Origin of the sequence: Gluconobacter sp. (genome assembly GCF_047722525.1) — a bacterium.
In the GTDB taxonomy this organism is placed as follows: Bacteria; Pseudomonadota; Alphaproteobacteria; order Acetobacterales; family Acetobacteraceae; genus Gluconobacter.
Map to the genome: position 1 here is coordinate 23,873 of NZ_JBDNYY010000012.1, position 24,220 is coordinate 48,092.

Consider the following 24,220-nt stretch of genomic DNA (forward strand, 5'->3'; position numbering starts at 1 on the left):
GGTTTCGCACCATAATTCGGAAAGTCAGGCACGTGGCATTTCCATGCTGCGCACAGCGATGGGGCCGGCGATCGCAGGGCACCTTGCCGATCCTTCCGTGGTCGAGGTGATGCTTAACCCGGACGGGCGGCTGTGGATCGACCGTCTGTCGGAGGGCCTGTCCGACACGGGCGACGTCATCACACCCGCCGACGCTGAGCGCATCGTGCGCCTGGTCGCGCATCATGTCGGGGCGGAGGTGCATGACGGTGCCCCGCGTGTCTCGGCCGAATTGCCGACCGGCGAACGGTTCGAGGGATTGCTGCCGCCCGTCGTGACGGCCCCGAGTTTCGCGATCCGCAAGCCCGCGGTCGCCGTGTTCACCCTTGATGACTATGTCGCCGCCGGAATCATGACCGATGCCCAGGCGGATTTCCTGCGGCATGCGGTCTCGGAACGGAAAAACATCCTCGTCGCGGGCGGCACAAGTACGGGCAAGACCACGCTGGTCAATGCCCTGCTGGCCGAGGTGGCCAAAACCGGCGATCGCGTCGTGCTGATCGAAGATACGCGCGAACTGCAATGCACAGCACCCAATCTCATAGCGCTGCGGACCCGCGAAGGTGTGATCACTCTTTCTGACCTTGTCCGCTCCGGCCTCCGCCTGCGACCAGACCGTATTCCCATCGGTGAGGTGCGTGGAGCCGAAGCGCTCGATCTGGTCAAGGCGTGGGGGACCGGCCATCCCGGCGGCATTGGCACGCTGCACGCCGGATCGGTATTGGCCGCCCTGTATCGTCTCGAACAGCTGATCCAGGAGGCGGTGGTCACGGTGCCACGCGCCATGATCGCCGAAACCATCGACGTCATCGCCGTGCTTTCGGGGCGTGGCAATTCCCGCCGCCTTTCCGAACTGGCTGAAATCGACGGCCTCGATCCCTTGACGGGCGCCTATCGCATCCGTCCGGTCAGCTTCTCTTCTCCCGAAACATCCTGCTCTGCCAATGGAGAATCATCATGATTCCGCCCTCACGTCTGCGCGCCGTGGTGTGCGCTGTCGCACGTCCTGACCGGCATGTGCCGGATCTTCGTGTATTCGGAATATCCATGCTGCTGTCGCTTGCTTTCGCGTCATCGGCATGGGCGTCAGGATCCAGCATGCCGTGGGAAACGCCCCTGAACGAGATTCTGGAATCCGTGCAGGGACCGGTGGCGAAAATCATCTCGGTGATCATCATCACGGTCACGGGTCTGACCCTGGCCTTCGGGGAAACATCCGGCGGGTTCCGCCGCCTGATCCAGATTGTCTTTGGACTAAGCATCGCTTTTGCAGCGTCCAGCTTCTTCCTGTCGTTCTTCTCCTTCTCGGGCGGAGCGCTAATCTGATGGCGGGATATGACGATGACGCGGTGCCGGGCTTCCATGTCCCGGTGCATCGCTCGCTGACCGACCCGATCCTGCTGGGTGGCGCGCCCCGTGCTGTCGCCATCGCTAATGGCACGCTGGCGGCTGCGATCGCCCTTGGCCTGCGGCTGTGGCTGATCGGGGCCGCATTCTGGATCGTGGGTCATGGGCTCGCGGTCTGGGGTGCCAGGCGCGATCCTTTCTTCATCGAGGTGGGGCGGCGGCATCTGCGCTATCCCGCCTGGTTGCGGGTCTAAGGAGGGCAGGGCGATGATGTCGCTTGGCGAATATCGCAGTCGTGCCGCCCTCCTGTCTGATTTCCTGCCCTGGGCCGCGCTCGTTGAGAAAGGTGTAGTGCTGAACAAGGACGGCAGTTTCCAGCGCACGGCGAAAATTCGAGGCCCTGATCTGGACAGCGCCACACCGGCCGAACTGGTGGGTGTGACGGGGCGGTTGAACAATGCCCTGCGCCGTCTGGGGTCAGGCTGGGCCGTGTTCGTGGAAGCGCAGCGCGTTCCGGCCACGCTCTATCCCGAGAGCGATTTCCCGGATGCCGCCTCGCACATGGTGGACCTTGAGCGCCGGGAAGCCTTCGAGGATGAAGGCGTGCATTTCGAGAGCCGGTATTTCCTGACCCTGCTCTGGCTGCCACCGGCGGAATCATCAGGTCGCGCCGAGCGTTTTCTCTACGAGGGTAGGGAGCGCGACGGGCCGGACCCGTACGGCATCCTGAATGCCTTCGTGGATCGTAGCCACCGGCTTCTTGCTTTGCTGGACGGGTTCATGCCCGAAGCCTCCTGGCTGAATGACGGCGAGACGCTGACCTATCTGCATTCCACTATTTCAACCCGGAACCAGCGGATCCGGGTACCAGAAATTCCGATGCATCTTGATGCACTCCTGGTGGACCAGCCGCTCTCGGGCGGACTGGAGCCAAAGCTGGGCGATGCGTATCTGAAAACCCTGACGATCACCGGTTTCCCGTCACGGACCTTCCCCGGAATCCTGGACGATCTGAACCGGCTGGCCATGCCCTATCGTTGGTCCACCCGAGCCATCCTTCTGGACAAGACGGACGCCACAAAGGTGCTGACGAAAATCCGGCGTCAATGGTTCGCCAAGCGCAAAAGCATCGCAGCCATTGTCCGGGAGGTGATGACCAACGAGGCGTCGGTGCTGGTGGATAATGATGCCGCCAACAAAGCGGCCGACGCCGATCTGGCTTTGCAGTCCCTCGGTGCCGACGATGTCGGACAGGCGTATCTTACCGCGACCATCACGGTCTGGGATGGCAGTGCCAGCATAGCGGCGGAAAAACTACGCCTCGTCGAAAAGATCATACAGGGGCGCGATTTCACCTGCATGGCGGAAAGCCTCAATGCCGTGGAGGCATGGCTGGGATCTTTGCCAGGGCATGTCTACGCCAATGTCCGCCAGCCGCCGGTTTCGACACTGAATCTGGCGCATATGATCCCGCTCTCCGCCGTATGGGCCGGGCCGGAGCAGGACGGGCATTTCAGGGCAGCCCCGTTGTTCTATGGCAGGACGGCGGGTGCCACACCGTTCCGGTTTTCCCTGCATGTCGGCGATGTCGGCCACACGTTGATCGCGGGACCAACGGGTGCTGGCAAATCCGTCCTGCTGGCGTTGATGGCGCTCCAGTTTCGCCGTTATGCGGGATCGGAGATTTTCGCCTTCGATTTTGGTGGTTCCATGCGGGCGGCGACGCTGGCAATGGGAGGCGACTGGCACGATCTCGGTGGCGGTTTGACCGATGATGATCCATCGGGAGAACAGGGTGGCAATGTCTCGCTCCAGCCTCTGGCGCGGATTGATGATCCCGATGAGCGAAAATGGGCCAGTGAATGGCTCGGCCAGATCCTTGTCGGAGAGGGGGTGACGCTGACCCCGGAGGTGAAGTCTCACCTCTGGTCGGCCCTGAATTCTCTGGCGTCATCGCCCAGCTCAGAACGCACGATCTCAGGTCTGGTCGCACTCCTCCAGTCTAATGCCCTGAAGCAGGCGCTGGCTCCATACTGTCTCGGTGGTCCTTATGGCCGCCTGCTCGACGCTGATAGCGAGCGCGTAGGTGACGCCGACGTGGTGGTGTTCGAAACCGAGGGCCTGATCGGCTCGGGCGCTGCATCATCCGTGCTGTCCTATCTGTTTCACCGCATTGAGGGCCGTCTGGACGGGCGGCCCACCCTGCTGGTCATCGATGAGGGCTGGCTGGTGCTGGATGACGGCGATTTTGCCGGCCAGCTCCGGGAGTGGCTGAAAACCCTGCGCAAGAAGAACGCCAGCGTCATCTTCGCCACGCAGTCCCTGTCGGACATCGCCAATTCCCGCATCGCGCCGGCGGTGGTGGAAAGTTGCCCCACGCGGATTTTCCTGCCCAATGAACGGGCGATCGAGCCGCAGATCATGGCGCTTTATCGGGACTTCGGCCTGAACGACCGGCAGATTGCCATCATCGCTCGCGCGGCCTCGAAGCGGGAGTATTACTGCCAGACCCAGCGCGGCAACCGGCTGTTTGAACTTGGGCTCGGTCCTGTTGCCCTGGCGCTGTGCGCGGCCTCCGGCAAGGACGATCACCGGCTGATCGACAGTGTGCTGGCGGAACACGGGCCAGACGGCTTTCTCCCGGCTTGGTTCGAAGCACGCGGCGTTGCGTGGGCGGCCGACCTTCTGCGTGACGATCGCCGATCGGAGGGCGTGCCATGACGGAAAAACTTTTCCGCATCCGGGCAAAACTTTTCCGTCGTATGGGGCTGTTGGCATCCGTCATGGCCCTGGCCGTTGGTGCCGGCGTCAGTTCGGTGCAACCCGCCCACGCGCAATGGGCGGTCTATGATGGGGCTGCGCATGTCCAGACCGTGCTGATCGCGGCGCGGGAATTGCAGCAGATCGATAACCAGATCACGTCTCTCGCCAATCAGGCGCAGATGCTGGTCAACCAGGCGAAGAACCTCGCCCTGCTGCCCCTGTCGACATTGTCGACACTGCAATCGACAATTTCCCAGACCACGGCACTGCTCGGGCAGGCGCAGAACATCGCTTATTCGGTGACCTCGGTCGAACAGCAGTACCAGCAGGCGTATACATCAATTTCGTCGGGCATGTCAGACAGTGCCCTGTTCAGCCAGGCACAGACACGCTGGCAGAATTCCGTGGGTGGGTTTGAGGATGCCCTGAAACTTCAGGCGCGTGTGGTAGGAAACATTCCCTCTGACAGTAGCGCCATGACCCAACTGGTTTCAGCCAGTCAGAGTTCGGCCGGGGCGTTGCAGGCCGCACAGGCCGGAAACCAGCTTCTCGCCCTGCAATCCCGCCAGCTTTCGGACGTGGTCGCGGTCCTGTCCGCCAATGGCCGGGCCGCCGATCTGGAGCGGGCGCGGCAGGCAGTAGTCGAGGCGGAAAGTGCGGCGCAGTACAAGCATTTTTCCCAATATAACGCCTACAGTCCGACTTCGGTCTCCATGTTCGGCAGCAACGGGAACTGACGGCCATGGCGACCAATGATGTCGGCGTCATCGATACTTTCCTGAACACCTTCACCACCACCATCGATACCGGCTTCGGTCTGGTGAAGGGGAATGTGATTTCATTGGCAGGTACGCTGTCGGTGCTGGACATCGCACTGGCCGGTCTGTTCTGGGCCTGGGCGGCGGATGAGGACATTATCCAGCGTCTGGTGAAGAAGACGCTCTATATCGGGTTCTTCGCCTGGGTCATCAATGATTTCGATGCGCTTTCGAAGATCGTCTTCGACAGCTTTGCGGCCCTCGGTCTGAAGGTCGGCGGTGGCAGTCTGGCGCTTGGAGATTTTCTGCGGCCCGGCCGTCTGGCCTCCACGGGGTTCACGGCGGCGCAGCCGCTTCTGGACTCTGTTCACAATCTCCTCGGTCCTGTCGCCTTCTTTACGAATTTCATCCAGATCTTCGTGCTGTGTCTGTCCTGGCTGATCGTGCTGGCAGCCTTTTTCATCCTCGCCGTGCAGCTTTTCGTAGCGCTGATTGAGTTCAAGCTGACCACGCTGGCGGGTTTCATCCTGATCCCCTTCGCGCTGTTCAATCGTACGGCTTTCCTCGCCGAGAAGGTGCTGGGCAATGTCGTCTCCTCGGGTGTGAAGATCATGGTGCTGGCGGTCATTTCCGCCATCGCGTCCGTTCTGTTCGCCCAGTTCACGACGTCCTATGGCAGCGATGTGCCGACCATCGGCCAGGCTGTCTCGGTGGTGCTGGCGTCTCTGTCGATCGTCGGACTCGCCATCTATGGCGGCAGCATCGCCAATGGTCTGATCTCCGGTGCTCCGCAGCTTGGTGCGGGCGCGGCAGTCGGTACCGGCATGGCGGTTGGCGCCATGGGTACTGCCGCTGTTGCCGCGCCCGCTGCCGCAATTTCCGGAGGTGCCGCTGCGCTGGGCGCAACAGCCGCTGCCGCGCGGGGAGGGGCCGCGATTGCCGGGGCAGCCACATCCGCCTATTCGGCCGGAGCCGCAGGTGCGTCTGGCAGCGCGGTCAGCATGGTCGCCGGGGTCGGAGGCATGGGCCGGGCTGTCGGCGGGAATGTCGCGCATGCCGTCAAAGGGGCGGCCTCACGTGCCGGTTCATCCCTCAAAGAAAGCTATGCCGCCGGTGGACGCTGGGCCGCACGCGGGATGGGCGGCGAAGGCGGAGATAGCGGACCGGCACCTTCTGGTGGCGGTGGTCCTGCTGGAGAAGGGGGTGGCGGCCCTACCGGTGAGGGTCCGTCTGGTGGCGATGGTGGCGGTTCCGGCGAACCGCCCCGCTGGGCTCAGAAGATGAAGCGCCGGCAGGCCGCGACCCATGCCGCCGAGGCCGCCCATGTCATCCGCTCCGCCGATGGCGGGGGCGGATCTTCCTCAATTGATCTGTCGGAAAAGGAATGAGGACGATGTTCCGTCGCTCGACCACACGCTACGGGACCACGCCCGAACCGGTGACCCCGTACCAGAAAGCCGCACAAATCTGGGATGAACGGATCGGCTCTGCCCGCATCCAGGCCCGTAACTGGCGGCTGATGGCGTTCGGGTCGCTATTCCTCTCGGCCGGGCTCGGGGGCGGGCTGGTCTGGCAGTCTGCGCGCGGCACCATCACGCCGTGGGTCGTGCAGGTGGACCGTCTGGGCGAGGCGCAGGTCGTGGCCCCGGCCACGTCCGGCTACATGCCTGCTGATCCGCAGATCACCTGGTATCTGGCACAGTTCGTTCACGACGTCCGATCCCTGTCCTCCGATGCGGTGGTGGTCCGGCAGAACTGGCTGCATGCCTATGATTTCACCACCACGTCCGGTGCGCAGGCGCTTAACGATTATGCCCGCCTCAATGATCCGTTCTCGCGCATCGGGCACGAGCAGGTCGAACTGGACATCGCCTCGGTGATCCGGGCTTCGCTCAGCAGCTTCCGTGTGGCCTGGACCGAACGCCATTACCGCGACGGCGCGTTCACCGGCACCGAACGCTGGACCGCTATCGTCTCGGTCGTTCTGCGCACGCCGCGTGACGCCGACCATCTTCGGAAAAATCCCCTCGGAATCTACGTCTCCGCCATCAACTGGTCGAAGGAGCTGGGCCAATGATCCGTCGTGCTCTCCCGCTGCTGGTCCTGCCTCTGGCCGGATGCGCGCAGCATTACCATCCGCCTGTTATCCGGTACGACGATGCTGTTCAGGCCACGCGTCTGCCGGATCCGCCGAAACCGGTACAGGTTGTTGAAGTCCCGCAGCCACTTCCCCTGCCGGGCCAGCTCAAGCCGCTGCCCTCACGACGCGTCACCCATCCGGCCCCCGAAGTCGCCGATCCGACCGCGCGCGTGACGCAGGCCAATCTGGCGGCGCGCATCCAGCCCACACGGGCTGGATTCATCAATGCAGTGCAGGTCTATCCTTATTCTCCGGGCGCCCTCTATCAGGTTTATACCTCGCCCGGCGAAATCACCGACATCATGCTCCAGCAGGGCGAAAAGCTGGTGGGCACCGGGCCTGTCGCGGCCGGTGATACCGTGCGCTGGATTATCGGTGATACTGAGAGCGGGGCAGGGGCGACAAAACGGATTCATATCCTGGTCAAGCCGACGCGCCCGGACCTGACCACCAATCTGATCGTCAACACCGACCGGCGGACCTATCTGGCGGAACTGCGCTCCACGCCAGCGACTTACATGGCATCGGTGTCGTGGGACTATCCCGAGGACGACCTGATTGCCCTGCATCGGCAGGACAGCGCCGCCGATGATGCTGCCCCCGTGGATGCGGGGCTGGACTTGAATGCTCTGAATTTCCGTTACGCCATCCAGCCGGTCAAAGGTGGCACGCCGCCCTGGCTGCCCGGCCGGGCCTTTGATGATGGTCACAAGGTCTATATCGCCTTTCCTGCCGGCATAGGGCAGGGGGAACTGCCCCCGCTGTTCGTGCTGGGAGCCGATGGCGGTCCGGAACTGGTCAACTACCGGGTGCGGCAGAACTGGATGATCGTGGACCGTCTGTTCGCTGCCGCCGAACTGCGGCTGGGCGACAAGCATTCCGAGCAAAGGGTGCGCATCGTCCGCACTGACGGACGGCGGACATGAGCGGGCAAGCGCCGAGAGTGGACGAAAATCCTGCGGCTCCCGCCACAGGGGGAAATTCCGTATCACCACCTCCCGATCTGCGCCTGCGGGCGGAACGGCCGCGCGTGGTGCGTCTTAACCGCACCGTGGTCTGGGCGCTCGGCGGGGCAGGGATGCTCGCCATTGGTCTCGCGCTCGGCTACGCGCTGGAGAACAGCAGCCACAAAGCGCCGCCTGCCGCCAGCCAGGACACGGATGTGCGTCCGTCCGCCGATGGGTTGGCAGGGCTGCCCTCAGACTATGTCGGCAACGGCGTGCCGAAGCTCGGTCCTGCACTGCCCGGTGACCTTGGGCACACTATCCTGAAGGCACAGGGGCAGGGGAAAGCTACATCAGGCGGGGAGGATCGCCGTGCTGCCCAGGAGATCGAGGCGGCGATCGCCAGCAGGCTGTTTGTGCAGACGGGGGAGCGTGACCGGGCCAGCGAACAGGCGACCCCGCCCGCGCCGGGCGCTTCTGCCACTCAGGGGCGGGCGTCCGCCACGGCCGGGTCACAGGCCGGAAACCTCGCCTTTCTGGAAGGGCAGCCCGATCGCGCGACGACCAGTCCGGACCGCATCGCGCCGCCTGCCTCGCCCTACGTCCTCCAGGCGGGCACGGTGATCGCTGGCGCGCTGAATACGAAAATCAGCTCCGACCTGCCCGGCCAGATCGTGGGCCATGTCACCCAGAACGTCTATGACAGCCCGACCGGGCGCTATCTTCTGATCCCGCAGGGTAGTATCCTGTTCGGGGCCTATAACAGCGGGATTTCCTTCGGACAGCAGCGTACCCAGATCATCTGGACGCGGCTGATCTTCCCCGATGGTGAGAGTCTGGTGCTGGAGAAGCTCCCCGGTGGCGATGCCATCGGCCAGTCCGGGCTGTCCGACGAGGTGAACAACCATTGGGGGCAGTTGTTCAAAGCGGCCCTGGTGACCACGCTCCTCAGCGTCGGCTCCGAGGCGGGGACCAGTCAGAGCGAAAACAATCTGGCCCAGGCCATCCGTTCCGGCGCCAGCAACGGCTTCTCCATGGTTGGCAACCGGCTGGTCGATCGCAGTTTGAACGTGCAGCCGACGCTCACCGACCGGCCGGGCCTGCCATTCACGCTCGTTTTGAATCGCGATCTGGCCCTCAAGCCCTGGAAAGAGAAGGAACCTCGCCCATGACGAAGCTGAAGCTTGGGCCGATTGATGATGACAAGCCTGTGAAGGTCACGCTGGAACTGCCCGCCGTGCTTCACCGTGATCTTGTTGCCTATGCCGAGATTCTGGGTCGTGGAGCCAGGCAGGCGCCCACCGATCCCACGCGTCTCATAGTGCCCATGCTGACCCGGTTTATCGCCACCGATCGGGGCTTCGCTAAGGCGCGGAGAGAGAAGCTCTAGCGTAAGGGACGCTGATTGGTTACAATCAAGAGAAGAGACTGATCTGGTGTCATCGGAGTTTTTGTCTGGTCTGCCCCGCCAATTTTCTGGATTCCTTGGTAAGATTTTTTTGATAAAAGCAATCGAATCGTAAGGTTATAAAGTGAACTGCTCAATGGACGGGAGGAACGGCCATCTACAGCTCAGTACAACTGTCTGCGTTTACACGCCTATTTTCCGCTGCTGTTTTTCGGGAGCTGGCGAAGAAGGGGCGGTCTGGTCTGTTCCGTCGGCTTGTCGACCAAACTGATCTTGAGGCTCGTTGTGGCTTGCAGGCAAGCGTTGGTGACGTTTTCGATGCGGCTTTCGACACACTTAAAGTGGCGGGGAAGCGTGACGAGTATGTCTATCGGACGGCAATCAGTCACAAGATACTGATGGGCACCCACTCACTGCGTACTGCGTCGATGCTCAATGAATTCCGGGCGGGATCATGCAAAGCTGACCTTGTTGTTTTGAACGGTACAGCGACCGTTTATGAGATAAAATCCGAGCGGGATAGTTTGGTCCGTCTCGCCAACCAGGTCGAAAATTATAAACGTGTATTCGCGAAAGTTAACGTTATCGCGAGTGAAAGTCATGTAAACGGCGTCTTATCTACTGTTCCGTCAGACGTTGGTGTTATGTGCTTATCCAAACGCTACCAGATCTCAACGGTGCGGGAAGCTCTGGATAGCCCTGAGCGGATTTGCCCTGCATCTGTATTCGAGTCACTTCGGGCTGCTGAAGCGACTTCGATTATTAGAGCGTTAGGACGTACTGTGCCAGATGTTCCTAACACTCGACGTCATGCTGTTTTACGAGAGCTTTTCATTGATCTCGATCCAATGAGTGTGCATGCCGAAATGGTACGTGTTCTCAAGCGGACCCGTAATCTTGCGCCACTGAGTGAACTTGTCGAGCAGTTGCCGCAATCGTTGCAAGCTGCTGCCCTATCAATTCCCGTTCGCCGGACCGATCATGATCGGTTGGTAGAGGCCGTCAGAAGTCCGCTGGATGCGGCAATGGCATGGAGCTAAAGACCGCATGTATTATCCTTATTTTCGTGGAAAACAATTCGAACTGATTACTATTCGTGAAATGGCCACTTTAATGGCTGAGAACAATTTCACTCCGATCATTGAACCCGTTAGAGAGGCGTTAGGGGGACTTGAAAAAACCCTTAAAGCAATTTGCTCTGCCGGTGGTCGTGCAATCGTTATTGTAAATCCTCATCACGGTGACCATCAAGAAGATGGTGCTAATATTAGTCAATTGCTCAGAGATGGTTATTCCTGTCATGAATCTATCGTTGCAGGAATCTTGTTGCGTAATGACATGAATGTAGAAGATGTCCTTACGTGTTATTCATCTCACGCTGATCATCATCCAGTATTTATTCATGCCGGCTTTAGTGCACCGAAATTGCTGGTTGCGGAGCTGGCAAGTGAAATGAAGAATATCAAGAATGTCTTCATTGAAGATCATGCTAAACTTCTTTATCGAAAGCATTTTGTTTCAAGTGATCGCGTTCTTGTGCAGGATGGTTTTAATCGTCAGAGGAATGCTGATTACCCAGAAATTGAGGAATTTTCTGATTTGCATGTGACATATTCAGATCTTGGTATGTCTGGCTTCGGAGATTTTTTGACGGTTGGTGATAGTTATAGTGAAAGCGGAGGCCCCGCGTATGCAGTTGCTCTCCATTTGACTTTTATAGATCCTGACCAAGACGATATGATGTATATCTATCATTTTGTGTCAGATACTAAAGATACTCCAACAGATCCTGCCGGGAAATTCGGGCAAGCACTTGATAAGCTAATCAAGAAACTTAATACGAAGAGATCGAAGCTACTCGAAACTAGTGCGATTAAGGAGTTTCGAGAACTACATGCGAAAGGTCATTTTCCAGGGCTGGGTTATGTAAAAAAACTCTCAATGAAACATCATATCGAGACCTTAGCAGCCTATCTCGGTTGAGGCGCGTATGGCTAAAAGATACTGTTGCCCTGAGTGTTTTGGTGACGTTGGGCTTCGTGGCAACATAATACCGTCACTCAAATCTAAGCAGGGCACATGTAGTTTTTGTGGCACGCTAAATGTACCTTTAGTCGAGCCATCGCAGCTTGCGGATGTTTTTGGGGCGCTTATTAACATCTATGAACGTAATGATGATGGCAAGCTTTTGGTTGAGTGGTTGAAGGATGATTGGAATCTCTTTGACCATCCCGCAATGGACGTGGCACATGCTAAAGAATTGCTCAGTGAAATTCTGGATGATGGCGAAATAGTCCGTCAATATTTTGCTCCTTCCGAGAGTTACATTAGCAAGGGTTTAGAGCAGTGGGAAAAACTTCGTGATGAAATGATGTATAGGAATCGTTGGTTTCTCGACGTGGAGATCGACCTTGATCAGTTGCGAGGACATTTGGCGTTGCTGATTGCGTCGAACTTGCCGCACCGCTGGTTTCGCTCCCGTATCTGTGTCGACGACGAAGATTATCCGATCGACCAGATGGGTGCGCCACCACGTCGTAGGGCCTCGCACGGTCGTGCCAATCCTGCGGGTATCCCATATCTTTATCTTGGATCGCAACCAGGCACTGCAGTGGCAGAAGTCCGACCACATACCGGCGAAAATGCTTGTGTGGCTCAGTTTGACATTCCAAGTATTAAAGCTGTCGATTTGCGTAATCCACGTAAGCTTGTTTCGCCATTTATTTTGACCGACACTACTGACATAGGCCAGTTACGAGCTGCTCTCCCGTTTCTGGAGCGCCTTGGCGATGAACTGACCCGACCGGTGCTACCTCACGGTGCCGCTATTGATTATATTCCTAGTCAATACTTATGTGAGTTCATTAAGAAAAGCGGCTTTGATGGGGTCATTTATCGTAGTTCTGTGAGTGACGGGTTCAATCTGGCGCTTTTCGATCCCGAGAAGGCTTCTTGTGATTCGGTTGCACGCTACAATGTTTCTAAAGTGGCCGTTGATGTAAAACCGGTCAAAGAGGATTAGCGTATTTGTCATCTATCGAAAGACTGTATGAATTTTATTTTTGATTTATATAGAAAAAATCAATGACTGTCGGTATCGGGGGCTGCGTGCCCCCGCAACCATCTGAACTTGCGATACGAACGCATCAAGAACGCCACTGTCCCGATGGACCGTGGCGTTTTTCTTGCGCGCCGCGAACTGCAGGATCGCCGCCAGATCACCGCGCAGGATGATCGCCAGTTCGCCGTCCGCCGGTTGGAGCGTGATCTGCGAAATGAGCGTGCGCAGGCGCTCGGCAGCCTCGGTCTTCGTCTCTTCCGCCTGAAGGCTCTCGTGCAGGCTGGCAATCCGCTTCTGGTAGATCTCCGCCATGTTCGGATGGAGAAGGGGAGGCGGCTCTTCGGTATTGGCGACCTTCTGTTCCAGTTCCTCCTTGCGGGCTTCGAGCGTCGTCATTTTTTTCATGACCCGCTTGGATGCCTCAATGTCATCTGAGGCAAGGATAAGATTCAGCGGTTTATCCAGTTCTCTGTCGATGCGAGGAATTTCATTCCGCATTGCTGGGAGATCGGCACCAAGTTCCATGCGTAGTCGGTTCACCTCGCGGGTGAATTCGTTGCAGAATTCCTTGAACAGCTCCGGTTCCATCAGATGTGTCCGGAGACCGCTTAGAACCGATGCTTCCAGTGCGTCGCGACGGATGTTGAGGCGGTTGTCGCAGGTGCCCTTATTACGCGCCGTCGAGCAGCCCAGCAGATCCTTCGAGATCATGCTGTACCCACCACCACAGCAGCCGCAGCGGATCAGCCCCGCAAAGAGATGGCGGGGACGGCGCCGCTCACTGAGGGCCTCGTTGCCCCGTTCCGGCTGGCTGAAGGTTGTTTCGGCCTGGCGTGCCTTTACAGCGTCCCACAGATCCTGCTCGACGATCCGCAACTCCGGCACGTCCTGGATCACCCATTCGGATTCAGGATTGAGGCGCGAGACGCGCTTGCCGCTATCGGGGTCTTTGAGGTAGCGCAGGCGGTTCCAGACCAGCCGACCGACATACATCTCGTTGTTGAGGATACCGGTGCCGCGTTCCCGATTGCCGTGAATGGTGGACGGCCCCCACTCACGGCCCTGTGGCCCCGGAACGTCGTCACGGTTCAGTTCCATGGCGATCGTGCGCGACGACTTGCCCCGCGTGTAATCGGTGAAGATCCGCCTGACTGTGCGGGCCTCCTCCTCATTGATGGTCCGGTCGCCCCGGATGCGCTCGCCTTTCGTATCGAACTGGCGCACCACGTCATAGCCATAGGAATTACCACCGCCGGACTTGCCGTCCTCGACGCGTCCGCGCAGCCCTCGCCGGACCTTCTCGGCCAGATCCTTGAGGAACAGGGCGTTCATGGTGCCCTTGAGGCCGATATGCAGGTGTGTGACGTCTCCCTCGGACAGGGTGATGATCCGCACGCCGGAGAAGGTCATCCGCTTGAACAGACCGGCGATATCTTCCTGGTCGCGCGACAGTCGGTCCATGGCTTCGGCCAGTACGATCGTGAAGCGGCCACGCGTCGCGTCCTGGATCAGTTCCTGAATACCGGGGCGGAGCAGGGAAGCGCCCGAGATCGCCCGGTCGGTATAGCTGTCGACGATCGTCCAGCCCTGCTTTTCCGCGTGAAGCCGGCAGAGGCGTAACTGATCCTCGATCGAGGCATCACGCTGGTTTTCGGACGAATAGCGGGCATAAAGCGCGACCTTCACAATCCCATCTCCCTACTCCTGGAAATCGCGTCGCCTCGCGGCCTCCACTTCAGCGTTGACGAAATCCCGTGCGGCCTGACGGGCCAGAAGCCGGACCAGACTGACCAGCCGCGGATCGGCTCCACTGCGTAATGGTGTCACGTTGGCGTCCGGGGCGTCGAGAACGAGCCGCAGCTTGCCAGCTATCGTATCGCGTTGGCGTGCCATCTTCCCGTCCTTTCTGCATGGACCTTTGGTTAGCTCTAACGGCAGTGTGGATGTCGGACGGGATGTGCGTGAACAGAAAAATACGCGGAAACAAAGAGATGGATCGTAGGAAGAGGGCTTTGGGATAGTCGCGAACACGCGCGGCTATCGCTGCCCGCACTATCACAAATTGGTGATGTCGCGACTATAATAGTCGCAATTTATCGCAGCGTGTATCGACTCGCAGGTTGGTTGGGACGGATCGGCGTTCCGTAAAGCCGTATCTACGCGGTTCCGTGGATGCGATCCGGCGTCTGGTGGGGCCGGGAGAGAGGAAGAGGGAAGTGGGGTTTTCGTGACGGATTCAGGGGTGGGAGAGAGGCTTCCGCCCGTCCGTCACGGAGTGTCCCGTCATGGCGAGCGCCATCCAGAAAATCGCCCTCAATGCGTCCCGTGATATCCCTTTCAACAGGCTGGTGCTGTCGCAGTCCAATGTGCGGCGTGTCAAGGCCGGCCTGTCGATCGAGGAACTGGCCCGCGACATCGAACGTCGCGGGCTGCTCCAGAGCCTGAACGTCCGGCCCGTCCTGAACGGGGAGGGGGCAGAAACCGGCGCTTATGAGGTGCCTGCCGGTGGCCGCCGGTTCCGCGCCCTCGAACTGCTGGTGAAGCAGAAGAAACTGGTGAAGACGGCCCCGGTGCCCTGTGTCGTGCGGGAGGCCGGATCGGCCATTCTCGCCGAGGATGATTCCCTGGCCGAAAACGTGCAGCGCGTGGCCCTGCATCCGCTGGACCAGTTTCGTGCCTTTCGCGACATGCTGGAGAAGGGCATGTCCGAGGACGAGATTGCGGCCGCATTCTTCGTCGTGCCGACCGTGGTTAAACAGCGCCTGCGCCTGATGAGCGTGTCGGACAAACTGCTCGAGATCTACGAGCAGGATGGCATGAAGCTCGAGCAACTCATGGCCTTCTCGATCAGCGATGACCATGCCCGTCAGGAACAGATCTGGGAGATCGTCTCCCAGAGCCACAATCGCGAGCCTTATCTGATCCGCCGCATGCTGACGGAGAAAACCGTGCGCGCATCGGATCGCCGCGTGCGCTTTGTCGGGCTGGAGGCTTATCTGGCGGCCGGCGGGCACATCATGCGTGACCTGTTCGAGGCTGATGATGGAGGATGGTTGGATAATCCGACCCTGCTCGACCGGCTGGTGATGGAAAAACTGGCGTCAGCCGCAGAGGATATCCGTGCCGAGGGCTGGAAATGGGTCGAAACGGCGCTGTCCTTCCCCTGGGGGCACACACGGGACTTCATGGAGATCGAAGGCACGCCTGTTGTGCTCTCGGACGAAGAAGCGGCCCGTCTGACAGCGCTGCACAGCGAGCAGGAAACCATCGAGGCGGAATACGCGCAGGCCGATGAATTCCCCGAGGACGTCGATATCCGGCTGGGCGAGATTGAGCAGGCCATTGAGGCGCTGGAGGAACGCCCTGTGTCCTTCGATCCGGTGGACATGGCCCGCGCTGGTGTCTTTGTCAGCCTGGACACCGATGGCACGCTGCAGGTCGAACGGGGCTTTGTCCGGCCAGAAGACATGCCGCTGGAACCCGAGGATGTCGCCAGCGATGGCGATGCCATGGATGGCATTGAAGGCTATGATGATCGGGATGAGCCGGAAGGCATGACATCCCAAGAGATCGAGCCTGAAGAAGAGGACGGGTTGAAGCCACTTTCCGACCGTTTGCTGACCGAACTGACGGCGTGGAGGACACTGGCCCTGCGGGATGCTTTTGGGGCCAATCCGCATATCGCGCTGACGGAACTGCTGCACACGCTGGTGCGCGACCTCTACTGGCAGGTCTCGGGCGCGGGTTGTCTGGAAGCCTATGTCCGGGAAATCCCGCTGCCGGTGCATTCCCCCGACATGCCGGGTAGCCTGCCAGCCCATGCGCTGCGCCAGCGCAACGAGGGCTGGAAGCATGACCTGCCGGAAGACGAGGATGCATTCTGGCTGTGGCTCGACCGGCTGGACGACACCAGTCGCATCGCGCTGTTGGCGCATTGCCTGTCCTTCGGGATCAATGCGTTGCATGAATCGTCCCATGGTCCGTCTCTGGCACGCAGCGTCCGGGAGCGGCTTGCGCGAGCTGACCGTCTCGCCACGGCGCTCAAGCTCGACCTGGCCGAGGCGGGCTGGCAGCCGACGGTGGAGAATTATCTCGGTCGTGTCACCAAGGCCCGTATTCTCGAAGCCGTGCGCGAGGCGCGTGGTAACGAGGCCGCCGACCGCATCGCCCATATGAAGAAGAGCGACATGGCGCAGGCTGCCGAGCAGTTGCTCGACGGCTCCAGCTGGCTGCCCGAGGTGCTGCGGACAAAAGGTTTTGCAGGGCAGCTTGAAGCAGGAGGGATCCAAATTTGCGCGTCCGATAGTTCTGAGGCCATCGCGGTAGAGTGATACGAGTCCCATTTATAGAGCGGCTTTCGATCTCCGGGAGCCGCCTTCTTGCTGCCTGGAGGCTTCCGTTTTCGTCCTCATGTCTGTCATTAAGATTGCTGCTGCGTGTTTTATGGAGCCAGCGCACATAGCCTATTCTCTCGATTTGGTCGTTCAGCCGATCGGTAAGCGCAATGGTTGACGCGGTGCACCGCGACCGTGATCGCCTTTCCGGTTCCCCCCGTCATTTCTTTGCTCATAATCTCATCCTCAACGGAACATCTGACTTGCGGATCGTCTGTGAACTATGTAAACAATATATGTGACCGATGGTCACAGGGGGCTGGAATGGCAGAAAACGACGACGACCTTATCGGTATCAACGAAATCGCGAGTATGGCGAGTGTGTCGCGTCAAGCTGTCGCGAACTGGCGCGCGCGCTTCGCGGATTTTCCGAAGCCGCTGGCTGATCTCAAGGCAGGACCGGTCTTCAGGACAAGAACGATCAAAATATGGCTTAGGAAAAGGAAAGTGCCAATGGCCCGTGTCGTATCACTCATCAATCTGAAGGGGGGCGTCGCCAAGACGACCACCACGGTCGCAGTGGCGGAAACGCTGGCTTCGAAGTTTGGCAAGCGCGTTCTGGTGATCGATCTTGATCCACAGACCAATGCGACCACCATGCTGATCGGAGAAAAGCGCTGGAAAGAGATCAATGAAAAGGGGTGGACGCTTGCGACTTTGTTCAAGGATGCGCTGGATCCCCATAACAAGATATTCGATCTGAAAAAGACACTTCAGAAGAAAGTCTCTGACGTGCAAGGGGCCGAAAAAGTTGACCTGTTGCCGTCTAGCCTTGATCTGATCGATGTCCAAGATAAGTTGGCCAGCGCGCCAACGGGACAATTCTACTCCGTAACGCCGATTGACCTTCTCCGCCTTGCAGTAAAATCAATTCTTGACGATTATGATCTCGTCTTGGTGGATTGCCCACCAAACCTCGGAATCATCACATTGAACGGGCTTCGCATTTCCGAAGGTTATATTATTCCGACGGTTCCCGACGTACTCTCGACCTATGGCATCCCCCAGATCGTCAAAAGGGTTGGTAATTTCTCCAGGGAGATCGGAGAGGACATTGAGCCGCTTGGTATCCTGATCACGAAATATATGGAGAACTCCACGGTTCATATGAACGTCTCAAGGGATCTGCGCCGTCGTAACGATCCGCCGGTGTTCGAAACCGTGATACGTCAGGCAAACCAGATTGCCGCCGCAGCCGAAATGCAAAGTGGACGACGGACACTTAAGCAGAAGTACGGTTATGGTGACTTGACTACTCGATATATCGAGTTCGCGCAGGAATTGCTGGAGAAGATGGAGATCGAGGCATGAACCTGAAAGACACTCTTATCAGGATAGCCACCGTGGTCGCCGAGGAGGCTACGCGAAATCCCGAATTTCAGGCACGTCTTGAAGCAGCCTTTGCCACTAGTGAGCCAGCGGCGTTGCATTCGTCATCACCCTCCAGAGCTTCATCGCAGCGGGGGGCTGAAGTCGATGGCAAGAATATGAGAAAACGGCGCGGCGGCAGGCGATCTCCGGCGGTTCTCGATCCAATCGATCTGGTAGTTCATGGTGAGGTCAGGCTACGCGAGCAATTGGCGAGCCTCGAACTGGACCTGCTTCATGACATTGTCGCGCAGTATGGAATGGACCCGGGCAAGCTCGTCATGAAATGGCGGGACCGGGATCGGGTAATCAATCGCATTGTGGAGATGGCGTTGGCGCGGGCCACAAAGGGCGATGCCTTTCGGAAAGAATGATCTTCCACAGTCGTTACTTTCAAGACAGAAAGACGCAGGAGGCCAGTAATAATCGCATACTCATATTCTGTGCGATCTCATGCCGGGTACCGCTGTCCTGTGGTCTTGAAGTAGACCGGCCTCAGTCCGCGTCCAAGCCACATATCAGGTCAACGGAAACAGAGTAGGCACGGGCGAGTTTCGCCTTCGACGCAGATATTTGGCGGAGAGTTTTGTACCCCAATTAGCAGACGTGAATTATTTTACAGTACAGCAGCCTACTTGGTCGAACGCGAACAGGAATTTTATCGGCCTTCAAAAGGGGATAGCCTGATCTTCCTAGATAATCACTTTGTGGATTTGGTCATTTCGACCAGTAGTTTGGGCGAAACTTTAAAATTTTGAAAGAGACGCGATTGGATAACGAAAAACCACCCACACCGAGAATGAATGCGGGTGGGCGGGCAACAGAAGCCGGAATGGATTTCCAGGCTGAGGTCGGCACCTGGCTTGCCGCCCATCTGTTGGCACGAATGCCGGTTGGCGGACGTTTCGGCCTTGCCAATGCCGCCTTACCTGTTTCGATCCAGCTCGAGACAGGTGATGGACTTGACGACATTCGCCTGGCACAGGACGACGCTAGCCTCATTGATCTGCAAAGCAAGACTAGCGCGGGGCTTTCCAAAAGCGTCGAAAGCCCGCTCGGCAAGACCATCAGTCAGCTTGTTCGGATCGTGATGAATGCCCGAGCCGCCGGTAATGTGGTCGATCCAATGAAAGTGCGTGCGGTGCTGGCAGTTAGCGCAGGCGCGTCGCGTACGCTCGATGCGCTGGAGCGAGGGTGCCGCGCATTCGATCTTGGCGGCAGTTGGGTCGGCACTAAAGCCGGGCGTTCTGCGGCGGAGAGTGAAGCACTTGATCTCTTCGAGACGCATGTGCGGGCTGCATGGTTAACACATTCGACCACTCCGCTGACCGATGAAGAACTCGTGACAATGGCACGGATGTTTTGTGTCGTACGTTTCTCGATGAACGAGGGAGAAGACAACTGGCGCGAAGCCTCGCGTCTGCTTGGCGTAAGGCTCTATGGTTCAGAAGCTGCTGGTGATGCACCATTGCGCGCATTGAAGGGCATTGTTCGGGACATGATCGGCAGCGGTGCAGCCGCCGATCGCGCTGGTCTCCTGCACGAGCTTCGTCGGCTTGGCCACAATGACGTGGCCGCTGCCGATTACGCCGCCGATCTGGAACGCCTATCGACCGCGACCAAGATGGAGCTTACGCGTCTTGCCGGACACACGCGCCTGCCGATCGCTGGCGGCATTCCGATCACGCGTGCCAGTGACGGCCCGCTTGACGCGGCTCTCGATACTGGCTCGTTCATCGTGGTCGGCGAGCCCGGTGCCGGCAAAACCGGTGCTTTGGTCACGCTGGCGCAAATGCACCAAGCGGCGGGTGACACGGTTGTGTTCCTCTCGGTCGACCGCTTCCCGGGCGTGGCCATCGCCGCCAGTCTTCAGTCTGAACTGGGGTTGGCACATCCGCTAATTGAGGTGCTCGCCGCCGCGCCGGGTTCGGGACGTAAACTGCTCATCATTGATGCGCTGGATGCCGCGCGTGGGGGGGCAGCGGAAGGCGTTTTCTCTCAGTTGATCGAAGTGCTGAGTACATCTGCTCCTGACTGGACTGTGATCGCATCGATCCGTACGTTCGATCTGCGCAATGGGCGTCGGTTCCGCGATGCGATGCCCGGATCTCCTCCAGATCCCACTTATGCCGAGCCCGACTTAGGCAATGTCCGGCATGTCCTGGTGCCGCGGCTGGCGGAAGATGATCTTGACGCCGCTGGTGCCGCTTCCTCAGATCTTGGCGCATTGTTTTCCGCCGCGCCCGACAAGCTGCGCGATCTGCTGCGTAACGTCTTCAACCTCTCGCTCGCCGCACAACTGCTCGCGGATGGTACAAGCCCCGACAGCATCCGCACCGTCGGTACGCAGTCAGATCTGATCGACGCCTATGAGGATCGCCGGCTCGTTGGAACACCGATGCATAGGGCCGCAGCTGCCACGGTCAGCGCCATGGTGCAGCGTCGCCGCCTTGCGGTGCGGAAGGTGGTCGTCGAGCACGATCAGCTCGACACGGTCATCCAGACCGGCGTGCTTACCGAATCTGGCGATCTGGTCAGCTTTGCCCATCATGTGCTGTTTGACCATGTTGCCGGTCGCTTCTTCCTCGAATGGGACAATCCTGCGCGACTGATCTCACAAATCAGCGGTGACAGCGCGATCGGGCTCATGCTCGCACCGGCGCTGCGCTTTACAATAGAGCGACTGTGGCGCGATGACGCAAACGACAAGGCTCAGGTATGGGGTTTGATCGCGGATATCTCCAGAGATCCGGCGGTCGACCCGGTGCTCGCCAATGTTGCACTGCGTACCGCGATTCAGCGAGTGAGCACGAAAGCCGACATCGCGGGGTTGGTTGCGTTGATTGCCGCCCGTCCGAATGATGAGACGCTTGCGATAATGCTTTCACGGCTTGCCCGCTTCGTCGGCTTGGCGGTCGGTGCTGCAGGTAACATTCTGCCAGACGAAGCGCTCGCGTGGGCGATGGTCGCCGACGCCACGATCAGCGCGCATTCGAGCAATTTTGTCGACGCGACACGTTTCCTGCTCCAGATCTTGTTCGACAATGCTGATCTTAATGAAACTGAATTGCTTAATGTGTTCAACGGCGCAGCACGGGCACTGCTCATTTTTGCATGGGCCGCTGATCCGTTGATGCAGCAGACGGCAACTAACGCGATCCGTTTCGTCGGCAAGAGCTTTGCAGCCGATCCTGTCGCATCGCGAGCGTTGCTTGACCGCATTCTTCGTGACCCGCATTTCTCTCTCCATGCCGACAAGGAGGCTCCCTGGCTCTCCGAGCAGATCATACCGATCGCGCATGCCGACGCCGATTTCGCGATCGAGATCTACCGTGTGCTTTATTCACGCGACATCACCGATAACAGCACCTCGTTCATGGGCGGGCAGATGAGCCGGATCCTACCGCTCTCGTCGAACCGCAGGCAGGACTATAGCCACTGCCGCTACAATCTGGGTCGGCGGGCTACCCGCCTCCTTAAGTTTGCGGTGCCGCTCGGAACGCGTGCGATCATCGAGGCATCACTTGGCGACACCGATCGCACGATGCCCGTGGGCGACGACCGCAAACAGGTCGCTGTGTCGGGCCGCACGCCGTTCGACCTACTTGGTTACGATAATGAGTATAAAGCCTGGGATGACACAGAAAATCGCCACGGTACGCAGGACGACGATGTGCTCGCTCAGTTCGTCACACATCTGCGTGGCTGCTCGCCTGCCGTCTTTGCCGAGACGGTTGAGGCGGCCGCAACCGGCTATGCCGGGTCAGCCGTATGGAAGCGTATCCTAGGCGTTGGAGCTGAGCGTGTCGACGAGGTAGCGGATCTGTTGTGGCCGTTCGCATGCAACATCACGATCCTGACGCATCGTGATATCGTCCGCGACGCGGTCCACTTTCTAGCTATGGTTTATCCGTTGAGGTCGATTGAGGAGAGGACAACCTTCGAGAATGAAGCGTTGCGGCCGGACTTGTTTGCGGATGAAGCCGAGCAGCGCTGGTGGCGTCACACGCTGAGCCGCTTTCTGTCATCGGTCGATGTGGTCGCGATCGCGACGGATACAATGCGTGCGCTGCGAGAGAAACTACTCGAGACGAACGAACTGGTCAGCAATGCGTCGACGCGCTCGGTGTCAGTGTCCTGGGAGTCATCGCGCGGAATCACACGCACCCTCCTCGCCCGCGAAGGTGTTGATGTCGAGGAGGGCCTCGACGCACAGATGATAGCCCACTCCGAAGCGCTATACGAGAAAGTAGGGGCTACACCTTCGGACAGCGAGAGTATGGCGCTCGCCGTGCTCTGGGAAAATGTTTTAGCAACGATCGCATTCTATGATGCGCATGCCGATACGATACACGAGAAGGTCCAGCAGCCGGTCTGGGGACATGTAGGCAATGCCATTGAGCGTATTGCCACTGCCCCAACCTATGCGCCCGGTGTCGATGGTATGCCATCGGTCGACGAACTGCTTGCCGTGTTGCGTCGGCTATGGGGGAGCCGTTTCCCGGAGATCAAGAATAAGGATGAAGATTCCAGCCTAACCTGGAGCAATTGGGACGTCCGCGTTTACGCAGCCAACGCATACGTCTCGCTTGCTGGAAGGTTTGGTACAGATCGCCGCGAGATCGTCGACATGTTCGATACGATCCTTTCCGATCCCGTACCACAGGTCCGCCTGCAGGCGACTCAAAACCTTCAGGTGTTGAGCCACGTTGCACCCGAGAGAATGTGGGGTCTTGCTGAGCGCATCGCGCGGATTGAGCCACATAACGGTGTAATCAGCCATCTTCTGCATGATGTTATTCCGCGTTTTATCTGGCACGATGTTGAGAAGTGCAAGGCGATTATTGAGATCGTGCGTGCTCGCAGCGAGACGATCCGCCGCGACGATAAATCTGGACGTGACGAAGTTGCCAAGCAGCTCGGCAGTCTAACGGCGCAGCTCTGGTGTTGGCAGAACGAGGCCATTGCGCTCGAATGGCTTAAGGCATGGGTCAGCGATCCTGCCGTACACCGCGAGTTTTGCACGGCCTTCTTGTCGATGCTGCGCGGCGCCTTCTTCGCACGCTACATGGATGGCGAGAAGCGCGATACTGAGCTTTCTGATCGCTCGCAGCAGGCGGCGATGATCATCTTGGATGCATGCTTGGCGGCCGCAGAAGCCAGCTATATCGCAGTTACGAGTGGAACGGTCGGTGACGTTGAGCGCAATGCCGCCGTTACCACCTACAACTCAGGAGAGGCCGTGATCGGCCACCTGATGAACCAGCTTTATTTCGGCTCGGGTGCGTATGCCGACAATCGCGAGGGACTAGTCGGGCTTATATCTCCTAAAGAGATGCATCGGTTTCTTGTCAATTACCGCCCGATGCTCGCACTGCTTGCGGCGTCGCATGAACCCTCGACGCACCATCAGCTCGTTCAACTTTACGAGTTTCTAATCCCTGGCGATCCGGTCGGTGTGTTTGACAGTCTCCATGCACTGCTTACTGGGGCAGCTAAACGAGAAGGCTATCATCATGAAAGTCTCGCTGTATCGGTGATCGTGCGGATGATCACCCGTTATATCGCCGATTACCGCTCGGTCTTCGAGGATAATGCACGTCGCACCGCACTCGTGGAAATTTTACGCCTGTTTTCCGACATCGGTTGGCCGGAGGCATTGAATCTGCTCTATGATCTCCCCGACTTGCTTCGCTGATGATGACCAGCCCTTGATACCAAAACAATGCAGAAGACGATCTTTAATCCTGCCTGAACTGCCTGTTCGTTTGAAGAAGACAAGTAGATAGACAACTGTCGCCTTATGGTAGACATCCACGCGGTTGTGACGGTTGCCATAAGGCGACATTACCAGGCGGACCGCGATAGATCGAGTTTGGGACACATCAGCCACACGCGCACCTAAGCAAGATTGACAGGTCTCGAGTGTAGCCGACGTTCACGAGAGGGACGTGGCCAGCCAAGCAAGGAGCACACGTGTTCACCCACGGGCAGCTGC

19 protein-coding genes are annotated in these 24,220 nt (G+C 58.7%); 17 read left to right on the plus strand and 2 right to left on the minus strand.

Annotated elements, in window-relative coordinates; all coding sequences use genetic code 11:
* Positions 1 to 43 precede the first annotated feature (43 nt).
* From trbB to ABF859_RS11435, 13 genes are all read left to right on the plus strand, one after another.
* A complete protein-coding gene (trbB, locus tag ABF859_RS11375; protein WP_415527919.1) occupies positions 44 to 1,000 on the plus strand; it encodes a P-type conjugative transfer ATPase TrbB in 957 nt (318 codons plus the stop codon).
* On the plus strand, positions 997 to 1,365 hold the full coding sequence (locus ABF859_RS11380; protein WP_415527897.1) for a TrbC/VirB2 family protein: 369 nt from the start codon (positions 997 to 999) through the stop codon (positions 1,363 to 1,365). The genes trbB and ABF859_RS11380 overlap by 4 nt, the downstream gene beginning before the upstream one ends.
* The gene (locus ABF859_RS11385; RefSeq protein ID WP_078527183.1) at positions 1,365 to 1,640 is read left to right on the plus strand and encodes a VirB3 family type IV secretion system protein; all 276 of its coding nucleotides are present in this window, start codon (positions 1,365 to 1,367) and stop codon (positions 1,638 to 1,640) included. The genes ABF859_RS11380 and ABF859_RS11385 overlap by 1 nt, the downstream gene beginning before the upstream one ends.
* 13 nt (positions 1,641 to 1,653) lie before the next feature.
* Complete coding sequence (trbE, locus tag ABF859_RS11390; RefSeq protein WP_415527898.1) at positions 1,654 to 4,107, plus strand: conjugal transfer protein TrbE; 2,454 nt, start codon at positions 1,654 to 1,656, stop codon at positions 4,105 to 4,107.
* The gene (gene trbJ / locus ABF859_RS11395; RefSeq protein WP_415527899.1) at positions 4,104 to 4,886 is read left to right on the plus strand and encodes a P-type conjugative transfer protein TrbJ; all 783 of its coding nucleotides are present in this window, start codon (positions 4,104 to 4,106) and stop codon (positions 4,884 to 4,886) included. The genes trbE and trbJ overlap by 4 nt, the downstream gene beginning before the upstream one ends.
* A gap of 5 nt (positions 4,887 to 4,891) precedes the next feature.
* Positions 4,892 to 6,295: a P-type conjugative transfer protein TrbL gene (trbL, locus tag ABF859_RS11400; protein ID WP_415527900.1), complete on the plus strand. Its 1,404-nt coding sequence runs from the start codon at positions 4,892 to 4,894 to the stop codon at positions 6,293 to 6,295.
* Between the two features lie 5 nt (positions 6,296 to 6,300).
* Positions 6,301 to 6,984: a conjugal transfer protein TrbF gene (gene trbF, locus ABF859_RS11405; protein ID WP_415527920.1), complete on the plus strand. Its 684-nt coding sequence runs from the start codon at positions 6,301 to 6,303 to the stop codon at positions 6,982 to 6,984.
* On the plus strand, positions 6,981 to 7,973 hold the full coding sequence (gene trbG, locus ABF859_RS11410; protein ID WP_415527901.1) for a P-type conjugative transfer protein TrbG: 993 nt from the start codon (positions 6,981 to 6,983) through the stop codon (positions 7,971 to 7,973). The genes trbF and trbG overlap by 4 nt, the downstream gene beginning before the upstream one ends.
* Positions 7,970 to 9,163: a TrbI/VirB10 family protein gene (locus ABF859_RS11415; RefSeq protein WP_415527902.1), complete on the plus strand. Its 1,194-nt coding sequence runs from the start codon at positions 7,970 to 7,972 to the stop codon at positions 9,161 to 9,163. Before trbG ends, ABF859_RS11415 begins: the two co-directional genes overlap by 4 nt.
* On the plus strand, positions 9,160 to 9,381 hold the full coding sequence (locus tag ABF859_RS11420) for a DUF2274 domain-containing protein (RefSeq protein WP_415527903.1): 222 nt from the start codon (positions 9,160 to 9,162) through the stop codon (positions 9,379 to 9,381). Before ABF859_RS11415 ends, ABF859_RS11420 begins: the two co-directional genes overlap by 4 nt.
* A gap of 308 nt (positions 9,382 to 9,689) precedes the next feature.
* Positions 9,690 to 10,439: a sce7726 family protein gene (locus ABF859_RS11425; protein ID WP_415527904.1), complete on the plus strand. Its 750-nt coding sequence runs from the start codon at positions 9,690 to 9,692 to the stop codon at positions 10,437 to 10,439.
* Positions 10,440 to 10,446: 7 nt separating this feature from the next.
* The gene (locus ABF859_RS11430) at positions 10,447 to 11,382 is read left to right on the plus strand and encodes a sce7725 family protein (RefSeq protein ID WP_415527905.1); all 936 of its coding nucleotides are present in this window, start codon (positions 10,447 to 10,449) and stop codon (positions 11,380 to 11,382) included.
* Between the two features lie 7 nt (positions 11,383 to 11,389).
* Positions 11,390 to 12,421: an RES family NAD+ phosphorylase gene (locus ABF859_RS11435; protein WP_415527906.1), complete on the plus strand. Its 1,032-nt coding sequence runs from the start codon at positions 11,390 to 11,392 to the stop codon at positions 12,419 to 12,421.
* A gap of 45 nt (positions 12,422 to 12,466) precedes the next feature.
* Here ABF859_RS11435 and ABF859_RS11440 read toward each other — a convergent pair whose 3' ends face one another.
* Together ABF859_RS11440 and ABF859_RS11445 are read right to left on the minus strand one after the other, a co-directional pair.
* The gene (locus tag ABF859_RS11440; protein ID WP_415527907.1) at positions 12,467 to 14,146 is read right to left on the minus strand and encodes a recombinase family protein; all 1,680 of its coding nucleotides are present in this window, start codon (positions 14,144 to 14,146) and stop codon (positions 12,467 to 12,469) included.
* Positions 14,147 to 14,158: 12 nt separating this feature from the next.
* Positions 14,159 to 14,353, minus strand: a complete 195-nt coding sequence (locus tag ABF859_RS11445; RefSeq protein WP_415527908.1) for a hypothetical protein — start codon at positions 14,351 to 14,353, stop codon at positions 14,159 to 14,161.
* Between the two features lie 392 nt (positions 14,354 to 14,745).
* Between ABF859_RS11445 and ABF859_RS11450 the strand changes: the two genes are divergently transcribed.
* The 4 genes from ABF859_RS11450 (at position 14,746) to ABF859_RS11465 (ending at position 23,920) form a co-directional block, all read left to right on the plus strand.
* Complete coding sequence (locus tag ABF859_RS11450) at positions 14,746 to 16,791, plus strand: ParB/RepB/Spo0J family partition protein (protein ID WP_415527909.1); 2,046 nt, start codon at positions 14,746 to 14,748, stop codon at positions 16,789 to 16,791.
* Positions 16,792 to 17,118: 327 nt separating this feature from the next.
* Positions 17,119 to 18,165, plus strand: a complete 1,047-nt coding sequence (locus ABF859_RS11455; RefSeq protein WP_141261911.1) for a ParA family protein — start codon at positions 17,119 to 17,121, stop codon at positions 18,163 to 18,165.
* Positions 18,162 to 18,596 (plus strand): hypothetical protein, encoded by a 435-nt coding sequence (locus ABF859_RS11460; RefSeq protein ID WP_415527910.1) that lies wholly within the window; start codon positions 18,162 to 18,164, stop codon positions 18,594 to 18,596. Before ABF859_RS11455 ends, ABF859_RS11460 begins: the two co-directional genes overlap by 4 nt.
* Positions 18,597 to 19,054: 458 nt before the next feature.
* On the plus strand, positions 19,055 to 23,920 hold the full coding sequence (locus tag ABF859_RS11465) for a hypothetical protein (protein ID WP_415527911.1): 4,866 nt from the start codon (positions 19,055 to 19,057) through the stop codon (positions 23,918 to 23,920).
* Positions 23,921 to 24,220 lie beyond the last annotated feature (300 nt).

Coding starts and splice junctions, on each gene's coding strand:
- trbB (WP_415527919.1), top strand. CDS start 44: ATGCTGCGCACAGCGATGGGGCCGGCGATCGCAGGGCACCTTGCCGAT.
- ABF859_RS11380 (WP_415527897.1), top strand. CDS start 997: ATGATTCCGCCCTCACGTCTGCGCGCCGTGGTGTGCGCTGTCGCACGT.
- ABF859_RS11385 (WP_078527183.1), top strand. CDS start 1,365: ATGGCGGGATATGACGATGACGCGGTGCCGGGCTTCCATGTCCCGGTG.
- trbE (WP_415527898.1), top strand. CDS start 1,654: ATGATGTCGCTTGGCGAATATCGCAGTCGTGCCGCCCTCCTGTCTGAT.
- trbJ (WP_415527899.1), top strand. CDS start 4,104: ATGACGGAAAAACTTTTCCGCATCCGGGCAAAACTTTTCCGTCGTATG.
- trbL (WP_415527900.1), top strand. CDS start 4,892: ATGGCGACCAATGATGTCGGCGTCATCGATACTTTCCTGAACACCTTC.
- trbF (WP_415527920.1), top strand. CDS start 6,301: ATGTTCCGTCGCTCGACCACACGCTACGGGACCACGCCCGAACCGGTG.
- trbG (WP_415527901.1), top strand. CDS start 6,981: ATGATCCGTCGTGCTCTCCCGCTGCTGGTCCTGCCTCTGGCCGGATGC.
- ABF859_RS11415 (WP_415527902.1), top strand. CDS start 7,970: ATGAGCGGGCAAGCGCCGAGAGTGGACGAAAATCCTGCGGCTCCCGCC.
- ABF859_RS11420 (WP_415527903.1), top strand. CDS start 9,160: ATGACGAAGCTGAAGCTTGGGCCGATTGATGATGACAAGCCTGTGAAG.
- ABF859_RS11430 (WP_415527905.1), top strand. CDS start 10,447: ATGTATTATCCTTATTTTCGTGGAAAACAATTCGAACTGATTACTATT.
- ABF859_RS11435 (WP_415527906.1), top strand. CDS start 11,390: ATGGCTAAAAGATACTGTTGCCCTGAGTGTTTTGGTGACGTTGGGCTT.
- ABF859_RS11445 (WP_415527908.1), bottom strand. CDS start 14,353: ATGGCACGCCAACGCGATACGATAGCTGGCAAGCTGCGGCTCGTTCTC.
- ABF859_RS11450 (WP_415527909.1), top strand. CDS start 14,746: ATGGCGAGCGCCATCCAGAAAATCGCCCTCAATGCGTCCCGTGATATC.
- ABF859_RS11455 (WP_141261911.1), top strand. CDS start 17,119: ATGGCAGAAAACGACGACGACCTTATCGGTATCAACGAAATCGCGAGT.
- ABF859_RS11460 (WP_415527910.1), top strand. CDS start 18,162: ATGAACCTGAAAGACACTCTTATCAGGATAGCCACCGTGGTCGCCGAG.
- ABF859_RS11465 (WP_415527911.1), top strand. CDS start 19,055: ATGGATTTCCAGGCTGAGGTCGGCACCTGGCTTGCCGCCCATCTGTTG.